The organism is Glutamicibacter protophormiae, assembly GCF_014647495.1.
GTDB lineage: Bacteria > Actinomycetota > Actinomycetes > Actinomycetales > Micrococcaceae > Glutamicibacter > Glutamicibacter protophormiae.
Window position 1 is genome coordinate 1 of sequence record NZ_BMPH01000011.1, and the last position, 12,635, is coordinate 12,635.

A 12,635-nucleotide genomic window follows, 5' to 3' on the forward strand; every position below is an offset into this window, starting at 1 on the left:
TTGGCGACATGCCCGGGGTCCCGGGTGTTGGTTTTAGGTGGCTACACTCTCAATCCTGAAGAGCCCCTTTCACGAACCATAGGGCAATGTAATCCAGGTTCTTGTTATAAGGGCGACTACCGAAGACGAATTCGTAGTCTTCTTTTTGTTCCCTGGTTTGTACTTTTGCCCCTACATACGGTGGGTTTCCGATTAGGTAGATCTCACCACCGTCATTCGGACAGACCATATTCCAATCGACGCGTGTCGCGTTGCCCTGGACGATTTGCCCGGCTTCCTTCAACGGGATCAGCTCAATCTTGAGATTGAACTTCTCGTAGAATTCAGCGTTCATCTGGTGCTTGGCAATCCACAACGACAAGATCGCGACTTCTACAGCGAAGTCGTCGATCTCGATCCCGTAGAAGTTCTCAATATTGATACGGGACTCCAGGGAGATCCGCTGGTATTTGATGCTCAAATCACCGAGGCGTTCAAGGATAGCGTGCTCTAACTGGCGTAATTGCTTGTAAGCGATGACCAAGAAGTTCCCCGACCCACAGGCCGGATCGAAGATCTTAATCTTGCCGATTCGATCCAGCAGCTTCTCTAGCCGAGGAACCGAGTTGTAAGCGTTGCCGAACTGCTCTTTTAACTCGTCCATGAACAGCGGTTCAATGGTCTTGAGGATGTTCGGTACCGAGGTGTAATGCTGTCCCAGGTTCGAACGCTTACCAGGGGTGACGATCGTTTGGAACATCGAACCGAAAATATCTGGATTGATCTCACGCCAGATCAGCGACCCGGCCTCAATCAACAGGTCACGTGCTTTCTTCGTGAACTGAGGGACAGTCTGCTCCGCGGTAATTTGGAAAAGCCGGCCATTGACGTACGGGAACGCTGCCAGATGAGCAGGTTTCGCGGAAGCGAACTGCGTATCCAAGGCAGTGAACAAGTCGGTCAGGAATTCAGCGACATCCGAACCGTCCGCTTGGGTATGCGAGCCCACAGCGTTGGTGAACTGGTTCTCCGTGAAAATTCCGGTGTCTTCAGCGAAGAAGCAGAACAACAACCGGGTGAAGAACGTGTTCAAAGCATGACGTCCCGTAGGGTCATCGAAGAGTCCGGGGTTGGCTTGGAGAAGCTCGTCGAAGAGTTTGCCCATGCGTTCTGCGGCTTTGACATCCGCGTGGGCTTCGGCGGCATACTGGGCTTTTTCCATTCCAGCCCAGGGCAGGAAGAACGTGAAGTGCTGATCGATCTCCCGGATGGGGATCATCAGAGTCTCGTTCGTCTTGGTATCGATCGCGACCAGCTCGGCGAAGTCGGTGACGATGACGAATCGGGTGTTGTAGCGCACCACTGTCGGGGACGTGCGGAGTTCTTCAATGACCGTCAGAGGGTCCTCGGTGGTTTCCTTGAAGTAGACCACATTCTTCTGTGCCACTTCGGTCGCTGGATCTTCTGCAACGTTCAAAGAGCCGTTGCGCAGCCGGGTGATATTGCCCTGGGCTCTGCCATAAGCCGCCAGCAGATCGAAGATGAATTCTCGGGTGTAGGTTTCTTGCCCTCCCAGGGGAGCGACACGTTCCTCGACAGCTTTGAGATTAAGCTTTACCAAAGCAACTCCTTCTACCGAGCCCCTGGCTTCGGCCTCACGACAAACCCTTGCACATCACAGCCAACACAGGGGGAGCGGATTTGCAAGGCGCACCTACCCGAATCTTACCGGTGCGCTAGGACAACGTGATATTCCCCGACCGTCAAAGAGGCACCGAGAACTCCTGGAGTCTCCGGAGAAGAAAGAGTTCGAGCATGTCCCGAAAACGCTAGTTCGCCCTTTTGGTCCTCCACGGTATCGGCCCCTAGTTTCGGGAATCCGTTGGCAGCACCATCGCGCCATTCGATCACTCAGCTCGGATGGCGCTATTTTTCATCCCGAAAACCACCGTTTTTGACCAGACAACCAAGAACCAGGAATCCCCGGCGTATGACTGTTAGTTTCAATTGGCGGTTTATCACCGTTAAAAATGGAGCATCGCACAGCACCACCCACTTTGGTTTTAGATGGTTGAAGGCGGGGCGCTAATTTCCCGGTGGAAATAGTGCCCCGCCTTCAACGGCAACGAAACCAGCGCTAATGCAGGACGTTGCCCGGCTGCTGGGTGAGCTGCTTGCGGTGGATACGGGCAGCACGAAGGCCGTTGGCAATCACGATGACTTCTGCGACCTCGTGAACCAGCACTACCGCGGCTAATCCAAGCACTCCGGTAATAGCCAAGGGCAGCAGGACAACGATGATCGCCATTGACAGGACGATGTTCTGATTCATGATCGCTCGGCCCCGTCGGGCATGGGACAAGGCTTGCGGGATCAGTCTCAAGTCATGGCCGGTGAAGGCTACGTCGGCTGATTCTATGGCGGCATCGGCACCGGTAGCGCCCATCGCAATCCCCACGGTAGCGCTAGCCAAGGCAGGGGCATCGTTGATCCCGTCACCGATCATCCCTGTAGGAACCTGCTGCACCGACGAAGCGATTTCACGGGCCTTGTCTTCAGGTCGCAGTTCGGCATGAACGGTGTCTATACCGGCGATTGAAGCCAGCGCGTGGGCAGTACGGGAGTTATCGCCGGTGAGCATCACCACGTCGATTCCCTGGTTATGCAGGTCTCGAATTGCCTCGGCCGCTTCAGGGCGTAGTTCATCGCGCACGCCGATCACGCCAATGACCTGCTCTGCACGGGTGACCATGACGCAGGTTTGCCCGGAGGCCTCCATGGATTCAACAGCGGAAGCAAGCGATCCTGGGGCAATCCATCGAGGACTGCCGACCCCGACCTGAACACCATCCAGGACGCCGGTAATGCCGTGTCCTGGCTCTTCGTTAACCGCCGCTGCCTCCGGGATCGCGGGTACTGCTGCGGTGATGGCCGTAGCTAGAGGGTGGGTGCTGTGCTGTTCCAGGGCGGCAGCAACGGCGAGCACCTCTTCGCGAGTCGCATCATCAACGGTCTGGACTTGCGTGACCACTGGCTGATTGCGTGTGAGTGTTCCAGTTTTATCTACCGCGATGCGGCGCAGGGAACCAAGCCGTTCGAAGGCTGCTCCGCTTTTGATGATGACACCGAACTTGCTGGCAGCTCCGATGGCGGAAACAACGGTGACAGGAACGGCGATGGCCATCGCGCAAGGCGAGGCTGCGACCAGCACGATCAGTGCGCGGGTGATCCAGGTTTCGGGATCGCCGAAGATCGCTCCAAGCACAGCAACCAGTACGGCCAGGACGATGACACCGGGAACCAGCGGGCGGGCAATGCGGTCAGCGAGCCGTGCCCGTTCGCCACGTTCCGACTGGGCTTGCTCGACCAGGCTCACCAACGTGGTCAGGGAGTTGTCCGTGCCGTTTGCCGTTGCAGTGACTACTAGCGCGCCGGATGAATTGATGGAACCAGCAGCAACCTGGTCGCCTACGGTTACTTCCACGGGAATTGATTCCCCCGTGATAGCGGAGGTGTCCAAGCTGCTTGATCCTTGGCTGACCACGCCATCGGTTGCCAAGCGTTCACCAGGCTTCACGCGCAGGGCATCGCCAATCTTGATCTCTGCTGCACTGACCACGACCGGTGCGTCGTCACGGATGACGGTGGCCGTTTCCGGGACGAGCTTCAACAAAGAGCGCAGGCCCGAGCGTGCCCTGTCCATGGCTTTGTCTTCCAGGGCTTCGGCAATGGAATACAGGAATGCCAGGGCTGCGGCTTCTTCGATATATCCGAGGATGACCGCACCGGTGGCGCTGATGGTCATCAGCAGCCCAATGCCGAGTTTCCGTTTCGTGAACAGGTTTCGCAGGGCGCCGGGCACAAAGGTAAAAGCGCCCAGCAGCAGGCCGATCCAAAACAGCACCAAGGCCACGATGGCGGCGCTTTCGCCGTGGGTGCTCCATTCAAGGACGAGCCCAGCGAGGAAGAAAACGCCTGAGGCTATGGGGACGAGCACGTGCCAATCCCGCCACCAGGGCAGTTCCTCTTCGAATTCTTCGGTGGGTTCCGGTGAATCGCAACCGCAGGCGGAACTCATGCTTGCTCCTCTTGTTCTCGATCGGCGCTGGTGGCGCAGTCAGGGCAGGAAGAGTCCAGGCAAGGTACTTGATCATCGACGGCCAACGTCACGTCAACCAGGGCGCTCAGGGCGGTGGTGAGGTGAGGATCGGTGATTTCGTACCGGGTTTTGCGGCCTTCCATTTTCGCCACGACAATTCCGCAGCCGCGCAGGCAGGTCAAATGGTTGGAAACGTTGGCGCGGCTCAGTCCTAGGGCCTGGGCAAGTTCCGCTGGGTATCCGGGTTCGTGCAGCAAGGACAGGAGGATGCGTGACCGGGTGGGGTCGGCCATGGCGCGGCCAAGCCGGTTCATCGCATCGATCCGTGATTCAATGTTCATCATACGATGTACTGTACAGCACTTGATGTACTAGTGGCACCGCCCAAAATCGATCGATTATGGGACGGTCAGTGCGCCACCGTCCGACCTCAGCCATCCCTATCTTTTCGAGACCAACCCAAAGAACCTCTCAAAGAACTCCCCAAGCTTCTGCACCACCCGCCGTTTCTTCTCCCCATGGTTCTTCTCCTTTGAAAAACGAGACACCGGAGGCAAGACCTTGGTGATCGCTGTTCCCGAGGCCCGAATGCTTCCCTCACGGAACGCAGCATCGATGAACTGGGCTGTTTCTTCCGGCTTCAAATTCTCCGCAGCGATGATCTCGCCCAGTTCCTTCTCCCGCTGGGCTTCCAAGTATGCAGTCACCGGACCCTGGACCCGAGAAGCTATATAGTTGCAAATTTCTTCTTCCTCGGCACCAAGATTTACGGTTCTTGGCGGTGCTTAAGCTGACCGGTGGTACTGCTCGTGGACTCGATCCGTAACCTTTCCGATACCCCGGCAGCAGACATACTCACTCTTGGAAACGATGCTGCATTAACGGTAAGGAAACGGCTATGCGCCATCGCTGAAATTTGTATATCCGACGCTCATGCGGGGTCGTGTTTGTTGCGCTACTGTACAAGTTGCTTAAAGGCTTCAGTTCACGATCTCAAAGTGGTAGCGTCCGCGGTATCCATCGAGACTAAGGAGCAAAATCAATGAGTCACATCATCTCCATGCTGAAAACCCACCCCAACAAACCCAATGACCCGGTCCTTCAAAAGCTTGCGGACTGTATCGCCGCCTGTTTCGAATGCGCCCAGAGCTGTACCGCGTGTGCCGACGCGTGCTTGGCCGAAGACATGGTCGCCGAGTTGCGTCTCTGCATCCGGACCAATCTCGACTGCGCCGATATCTGCAACGCCACCGTCAACGTGCTGACCCGCCAAACCGGCCAGAACCCATCGGCAGTCAAGGCAATGCTTGAAGCCTGCCGGACAGCCTGCCAGCAGTGTGCCACCGAATGCGAGAAGCATGCTGGCATGCACGAGCATTGCCAGGTCTGCGCTGAAGCTTGCCGCCGATGCGAAAAAGCTTGTGCCCTGCTGTTGGCGGCCATCGGCTAAGCGTCTGTTGTTGGGCACGAGTGGACAGATGAGTCTTGCCAGACAACTCGATTTATACCCCCTTGGGGTATATTCTGAACCTACGCGGGACTTAACGGGCGGTTGCCCCCCAGTGTTAGGACCGGCGTATTCAGACGAGAATTCGAGGCCGCCCTCGGGGGTCCAGGAGGGAAGCCATCATGAACCACGCACCGGAGAACCGGGAACACGGCCACTCAGTCTCCCCTGGACACGGGGGTCGCACTCTCGCATCCAAAGACAGTCACACGGGACACCCGATGTCTGAACAGCCGACTCATGGCCAGGCGACGCCGGCTGGCCATGCGCATTCGGCAGTTGACGATGAACACGCCGTCCACAGCCACGGCGAGCACGCAGGACACAGTACCGCGATGTTCAAGAATAAGTTCTGGCTGAGCCTGGCACTCTCAATCCCGGTGGTAATTTTCAGCCCGATGTTCGCCCACCTCTTCGGCTATCAGATCCCGGACTTCCCCGGCGCCGCCTGGATCGCTCCGGTGCTCGGATCGGTGATCTTCTTCTACGGAGGACTGCCCTTCCTGAAGGGCGGCTGGAAAGAACTGCGCAGCAAGCAGCCTGGAATGATGCTGCTGATCACGCTGGCAATCACTATCGCCTTTCTCTCCTCGTGGATCACCACGCTAGGCATCGGCAACTTCAACCTCGACTTCTGGTGGGAACTGGCCCTGCTGGTAGTGATCATGCTTCTGGGCCACTGGATCGAGATGCGCGCCCTAGGCTCGGCGCGCGGCGCACTAGATGCTCTGGCAGAACTGCTACCTGATGAAGCCGAACGCGTCACCGCAGAGGGCACGGACACAGTACGAATCAGCGATCTATCCGTCGGCGATATCGTACTGGTCCGCTCCGGTAGCCGGCTGCCTGCTGACGGGGAAATCACCGAAGGCCAAGCGGAACTGGACGAATCGATGATCACCGGCGAATCCAAGACCGTACCGCGAGGTCCCGGAGACAGCGTAGTGGCCGGCACTGTGGCCACGGACAGCTCCCTGCGCATCAAGGTGGCAGCCGTCGGGTCAGATACCGCTCTAGCCGGAATCCAGCGTCTGGTCTCTGAGGCCCAGGCCTCCTCCTCGAAAGCCCAAGCGCTAGCGGACCGTGCAGCGGCTTTTCTGTTCTACTTCGCTCTTGGCGCCGGCATCATCACTTTCCTCACCTGGGTGCTCCTGGGCAGTCCCAACGAGGCGGTGATCCGCACCGTCACCGTTCTGGTCATCGCCTGCCCGCACGCACTGGGCCTTGCCATTCCACTGGTCATCGCGATCTCCACCGAACGGGCGGCCCGGGCTGGAGTGCTGATCAAGAACCGCATGGCCTTGGAACGGATGCGCACCATCGATGTAGTCCTCTTCGACAAAACCGGCACTCTAACTCTGGGCCAGCCTGCTCTGACCGGCATTTCCACAGCCCCTGGTCTCAGCGATAACGACTTGCTGGCACTGGCGGCCGCAGTTGAGGCGGACAGCGAACATCCCTCGGCCCGGGCTATCGTCGCAGCGGCCCGGGCCCGAGACATCCGGATTCCGACTGCTACCGAATTTACCTCGCTGACCGGGCGTGGCGTGACCGCCAGCGTCGATGGAGCCGACATCATGATCGGCGGACCGAACTTGCTTGACTCCCAAGCCCTGACGATCCCGCGAGAACTGCAGGAGCAGACTCAGCCTTGGGTCGAGCGAGGCGCCTCCGTACTCCACGTGGTTCGTGCTGGGCAAGTGATTGGTGCCCTGAGTTTGGAAGATGAGATCCGCGCCGATTCCCGCCAGGCCGTTGCCGCGTTGCAGTCCCGGGGCCTCAAAGTCGCGATGATCACCGGTGATGCGCAGCAGGTCGCCGAAGCAGTGGCTGGAAAGCTGGGCATCGACGAGGTCTTCGCCCAAGTTCTGCCCCAGGACAAGGATAAGAAGGTTGCCGAGCTGCAGGCCCGCGGCCTGAAAGTGGCCATGGTCGGGGACGGGGTCAACGACTCCCCAGCACTGGCTCGGGCCGAGGTTGGCATTGCCATCGGTGCCGGCACCGATGTGGCAATAGAATCGGCGGGGGTTGTCTTGGCCGGCAACGACCCGCGGGCGGTGATGTCTATGCTGGAACTATCCAGAGCCAGCTACCGCAAGATGATCCAGAACCTGGCGTGGGCCACCGGCTATAACGTGATTGCGGTCCCGCTGGCTGCCGGAGCACTGGCGTTTGCTGGGGTGTCGATCTCTCCGGCCATCGCAGCGATCCTGATGTCCCTGTCCACCATCGTGGTCGCGCTCAACGCCCAATTGCTGCGACGCATCAATCTCGATCCAGACACCATACATTAATCACACTAGACCAGTTTCAAGCGCTTTCTTTTGCCGGGCACAGGATGCGCCAGTACCCTTGAGATGAAAACCTTCACTCTGGTGGAAAGGCAGGATGCGATGAATCAGGTTATGATGCCTCGTCGTTTCCTGTCTCTGCTTGTCCCTGCGCCGGGCAATCCTGCTGGCCGCCGCCCGGTTATTCTTATGCTGGGTTTGGCCGGAATCATCCTCGGAATCTTGGGGATGCATGTCTTAGGAGCGTCCCACCAAGCGCCAGATACTGCTGGTCTGAGCGCGGCCTCTGCGCACCAAGCAGTCTCCCACGATCACGGTCCAGCCGTAATGGCCACAGATGGGACGGTCGGTGGCGAGGCAGATAGTACCTGCTACGGGCCATGCAATGGCGAACATCATCTCATGGCTGCCATGTGCGTACTCATAGTCATTGTCCTGGCCGTCTTGTGGTTTCTTCCTAAGCGTTGGTTCATTATTCCTGGCAAGGGGCTGCGCGCCCCGCCAGTCATGCCTGCACCGGCAAACCGGTTGCCGTGGACTCCCTCACTCATCGAACTCTCTATCAGTCGCACATAAAAACGCCGGTCGCTTTCCCCATACCGGGGAGAGCTCCGGCTATTCGTGCTCACCCTTGTGTGCCGCCTTGGCCGGGTATTGATGGATACCCCGTTTGAGAACACTTTGAAGGAATACCCACATGAAACGCCTGACTTCCATTTCGGCAACCGCTCTTGCAGCAGCGCTCGTCCTGTCCGGATGCTCCACGGACGCTGGCACCACCGAACCTGAAAGCACTATGTCCGGCATGGATCATGGCAGCATGCCGCCGTCGGCCTCCGATGCTGCAGCCGACCACAATAGTGCCGATGCCATGTTCGCGCAGATGATGACGCCTCATCACGAACAGGCTGTCCAGATGAGCGACATCATGCTGGCCAAGAAAAACCTGGATCCCCGGGTTACCGAGCTTGCCCAGGACATCAAAGCCGCCCAGGGGCCGGAAATCAAGAAAATGAACGACTGGCTCCAGACCTGGGGCGAGCCTATGAAGATGTCCGGAAGCCATGAGATGGACGGGATGATGACCCCGGAGGACCTTTCCAACCTCGAAGCCACCCAGGGCACCGAAGCTTCGCGGTTGTTCCTGACCCAAATGATCGCCCACCATGAGGGGGCCATCACTATGGCCGAGGACGAAGTCGCCAACGGATCGAATCCTGCAGCCGTCGAGCTGGCTAAGGATGTTGTCTCCAGCCAGGGAACCGAAATTCAGGCCATGAAGACCCTGCTAGCCGACCTCTAAAGACTCCACGTTGCCGCTGCTGCCTAGGGTGCCGACTCCCCTGACCCATCTGAGCAGCACTTCTGATTGATTCAAGGAACCACCATGCTTACACAGAACTCACTTTTGCGCGCTCAAAAACGCGCAGTCTTGTCCGTCGCCGCGCTCTCTATGGCCCTACTCACGGGCTGCACGCAGTCAATCAGCGAAGGACCCGCTGCGCAAGAAGCTGCCAGCGTCGCAGTCTTCAGCCACGTCCACGGCATGAGCGTTGACCCGGATTCCGGGCGCATCCTTTTGGCCACCCATGAGGGACTCTTCGATGCCACAGCTGACGAACCGCAGAAAATCGGGCCCACCATTGACCTGATGGGATTCGCCACCGCCGGAAAAGACGAGTATTACGCTTCCGGGCACCCGTCGACTGAGACCGGTCTGCCCGACCCGGCGGGTTTGATCCGATCAACTGATGGCGGGTCCACGTGGGAACCGCTCTCTCTTCAAGGCAAATCCGATTTCCACGCCTTGGCCGTCACCGGCGAGAGCGTCATCGGTTTTGACGGCACACTGCGGGTGACCGATGACACGGTCACATGGAACACCATAGATGCCGGCATCCAGCCCTATCATCTCGCCGGAAGCCCGCTGTCCCAAGTCGTGCTGGCCACCACCGAACAAGGAGTACACCGTTCTGAAGATGGCGGGAAAACCTGGACCTTACCCCAAGACGCTCCGGTCCTGCTGCTGACCGCTGTTGCCAGCAAATCGGTCGCCGTCGGAGTGGAACCGGATGGTGCGGTGCAGCTCAGCCGCGATGCCGGACGCACTTGGCAAGAGACTGGTGGAGTCGTCACCGGGCAACCGGCTGCCATTGCCGCCACCGGCGACGATGGCGGACAGGTGCGGATCTGGGTGGCCACCAGTACGGGTATCTCACACTCCACGGACGACGGAGCGACTTTCACCGAGAAAACCCCATGAGCCGAATAACCTCAAAGAATCCCGGCACCGGCTCACCTGTCGTCATCAGAGATGCCACAGAACAAGACCTGAGCAGGATGGCCTCGGACATGATCCGCTACCTTCCAGATGGATTATTCCCCCACTTAGGAAACCACTTCGTACGTCGTTGGATGAAAACGTTCCTCACCGAACGATTCGGGATTGCCCTTGTCGCCGTGAGTGACGATGAACAGCCAATAGGCTTCCTAATTGGCTCGACCAACCAAGTCCGCCACATCGCTGACGTACTTGCCAACCAGAAGTGGGGACTTCTCCTCTCGGGTCTCGCGGCGCTCTCCATCCGGCCACGTGTACTTCTTCATTTTCTGGGCACCCGCGCACGTCCCTACGCCCGTCGTCTGCTAGGACGCACCGCTAGCCCGGTATCCAGCGACAGAGTGATACCGTCGCCTGCTGTCATTACATCACTTGTGGTGTTGCCAGATCGGCGTGGTGAAGGAATAGGCGTCTTTCTGATGGACGCATTCCTTAAACGTGCAACAGCGGACCATGCCAGGTTGGCCGAGCTCGCCACCGCGGCCGGTGCCAACGGGGCAGGTAAATTCTATGAGAAGCACGGTTGGACATGCGTCGAGCAGCGATTCTCCAAGGATGGAATGGCAACCAGTATCTACCACCGCTATCTTCAGTAACCGGAAATGTAGGCTTCGGCCGGATCAACGACCCGCCGAACATCGGTCACGATCTCTAATCACCGCAGGTTAGCTCTTAGGCACCGTGTTCCTCCAAGATCAAAGAGCTAGGAGTCGAAATACCAGACGGCGGCCAGCGGCATTGCAGACACGGCGGACCGCCAAAGCGGCATGAGGCTGCGTAAAAACCGTAATCCGTTGGATTGACTGCGTGCCACGAGCTGGCCGCCATCCTCTATTTTCCTATGCTCCCCCAAGACTCACACTTCATAAAGGACTGCTTCATGACTTACCAATTCAACCGACGTTCCTTCCTTGGACTGTCCATTGCCACGACCGCAGCTGCTGCCCTAAGCGCCTGCGCACCCAAGGCCCAGAACTCCACCGGGGTGTCCCGAGTCCTGCCCACCGACCCGCTCATCGCAGAAGTCGAAAACCTGCGCCCCAGTACCGGAAAGACGGTCACGAAAACGCTGAAGGCAGAGTCGATAAGCACGGCAATGGCCGGAGAGAAGATCACTACATGGGGATACGACAAGAAGCTGGTCGCCCCCACACTACGTGGCATGGTCGGTGACCAGCTCAATCTGAATCTCACCAATGAGCTTCCTGAATCCACCAGCATCCACTGGCACGGTCTTGCCTTACGCAACAACGCCGACGGCGTGCCTGGACTCACACAGGAGGCAGTGGAGACCGCGACCAGTTATTCCTATGACTTCAAGTTGGCACATCCCGGCACGTATTGGTATCACTCCCACGTCGAGATGCAGCGCGAACGCGCCCTCTATGGCGCTCTGATCATTGATGATCCGCAAGAACCATTGCAGTACGACAAGGAGTGGGTGATCGTCTTGGATGACTGGCTTGATGGTGTCACCGGAACGCCTGATGAAGCGATGAAGGAGCTCGCTAAGGGAATGGCTCCGATGAGTGGAATGAGCCACGGTAGCGAAGACGGCGGCATGGTGATGGGCCATATGCTCATGGGTGCAACCAGCGATTTTTTGGGCGGAGATGCCGGTGACGTGGCCTATCCGTTGCACTTGTTCAACGGCACCACCATCGAAAAACCCGAGGTTTTTATGGCACAACCCGGGGATCGAGTTCGATTGCGTATTATCAACGCCGCGGGCGACACTGCCTACCGGGTCGGAGTTCCGAAACAGAAACTTATCGTGACCCATACCGATGGATTCCCGGTCGTTCACGCTGAGGTTGACGCCGTCGTCTTGGGCATGGGAGAGCGCATCGACGCGCTTTTGACGATCCAAGATGGTTTCACACCGTTGTTGGCCTTGGCCGAAGGGAAAGCCCAAATGGCCTACGGTCTCATTGCAACCGGGACAGGGACGGCCCCAAGAAAGGGTGATCTCCCGACGGCCTTGACCGGAGAGATCGTTGACGGTGGACAGCTCACCGCCGACCCTTCCGTGAATCTTGCGGTCAAGACGCCGGACCAAGTCCACGAGCTGCGGTTGACCGGCGGAATGGAGGACTACGACTGGGGCATCAACGGCCATCGTTTCGACATGGCCAAGCCATTTGAGCATACCTTTGATCTGAAAGAAGGACAGCGCGTGGAAGTGAAATTCATCAACGACACCGACATGTGGCACCCGATGCACATCCACGGCCATACCTTCCAAATCGGGCAGTCCGGGGCACGAAAGGACACCGTGATTGTCCGTCCACGGGAAACTGTCACCGTCCAATTTGATGCCGATAACCCGGGCCAATGGCTCACACATTGCCACAATGCTTATCATGCGGAACGCGGCATGATGGGAGTATTCTCCTACGTCAAGTAGCTCACGAAACC

General features: G+C 58.2%; 11 protein-coding genes. 7 read left to right on the forward strand and 4 right to left on the reverse strand.

Annotated elements, in window-relative coordinates; genetic code table 11:
* Positions 1–49 precede the first annotated feature (49 nt).
* From IEY43_RS12855 to IEY43_RS12870, 4 genes are all read right to left on the reverse strand, one after another.
* The gene (locus IEY43_RS12855) at positions 50–1,600 is read right to left on the reverse strand and encodes a DNA methyltransferase (protein WP_229777392.1); all 1,551 of its coding nucleotides are present in this window, start codon (positions 1,598–1,600) and stop codon (positions 50–52) included.
* A gap of 516 nt (positions 1,601–2,116) precedes the next feature.
* The gene (locus tag IEY43_RS12860; RefSeq protein ID WP_188948988.1) at positions 2,117–4,057 is read right to left on the reverse strand and encodes a heavy metal translocating P-type ATPase; all 1,941 of its coding nucleotides are present in this window, start codon (positions 4,055–4,057) and stop codon (positions 2,117–2,119) included.
* Positions 4,054–4,422, reverse strand: a complete 369-nt coding sequence (cmtR, locus tag IEY43_RS12865; RefSeq protein WP_047118370.1) for a Cd(II)/Pb(II)-sensing metalloregulatory transcriptional regulator CmtR — start codon at positions 4,420–4,422, stop codon at positions 4,054–4,056. The genes IEY43_RS12860 and cmtR overlap by 4 nt, the downstream gene beginning before the upstream one ends.
* Positions 4,423–4,518: 96 nt before the next feature.
* Positions 4,519–4,785 carry a type I restriction endonuclease subunit R, EcoR124 family gene (locus IEY43_RS12870; RefSeq protein WP_047118367.1) on the reverse strand — a complete coding sequence of 89 codons (267 nt, stop codon included), beginning with the start codon at positions 4,783–4,785 and terminating at the stop codon, positions 4,519–4,521.
* A gap of 335 nt (positions 4,786–5,120) precedes the next feature.
* Between IEY43_RS12870 and IEY43_RS12875 the strand changes: the two genes are divergently transcribed.
* The 7 genes from IEY43_RS12875 (at position 5,121) to IEY43_RS12900 (ending at position 12,624) form a co-directional block, all read left to right on the forward strand.
* Entirely contained in the window at positions 5,121–5,528 is a 408-nt protein-coding gene (locus IEY43_RS12875; RefSeq protein WP_038992381.1) for a four-helix bundle copper-binding protein, read from the forward strand.
* Between the two features lie 278 nt (positions 5,529–5,806).
* A complete protein-coding gene (locus IEY43_RS12880) occupies positions 5,807–7,879 on the forward strand; it encodes a copper-translocating P-type ATPase (protein ID WP_229777394.1) in 2,073 nt (690 codons plus the stop codon).
* A 186-nt stretch (positions 7,880–8,065) separates the two neighbouring features.
* Positions 8,066–8,452, forward strand: coding sequence for a DUF6153 family protein (locus IEY43_RS18210; protein WP_268240072.1), 387 nt, complete (start codon positions 8,066–8,068; stop codon positions 8,450–8,452).
* Positions 8,453–8,573: 121 nt separating this feature from the next.
* Positions 8,574–9,179 (forward strand): DUF305 domain-containing protein, encoded by a 606-nt coding sequence (locus IEY43_RS12885; RefSeq protein WP_013348043.1) that lies wholly within the window; start codon positions 8,574–8,576, stop codon positions 9,177–9,179.
* 84 nt (positions 9,180–9,263) lie between these two features.
* Positions 9,264–10,139 (forward strand): F510_1955 family glycosylhydrolase, encoded by an 876-nt coding sequence (locus IEY43_RS12890; RefSeq protein WP_188948990.1) that lies wholly within the window; start codon positions 9,264–9,266, stop codon positions 10,137–10,139.
* Positions 10,136–10,813: a GNAT family N-acetyltransferase gene (locus tag IEY43_RS12895; RefSeq protein WP_047118363.1), complete on the forward strand. Its 678-nt coding sequence runs from the start codon at positions 10,136–10,138 to the stop codon at positions 10,811–10,813. The genes IEY43_RS12890 and IEY43_RS12895 overlap by 4 nt, the downstream gene beginning before the upstream one ends.
* A gap of 284 nt (positions 10,814–11,097) precedes the next feature.
* Positions 11,098–12,624, forward strand: coding sequence for a multicopper oxidase family protein (locus tag IEY43_RS12900; protein ID WP_188948991.1), 1,527 nt, complete (start codon positions 11,098–11,100; stop codon positions 12,622–12,624).
* Positions 12,625–12,635: the final 11 nt, after the last annotated feature.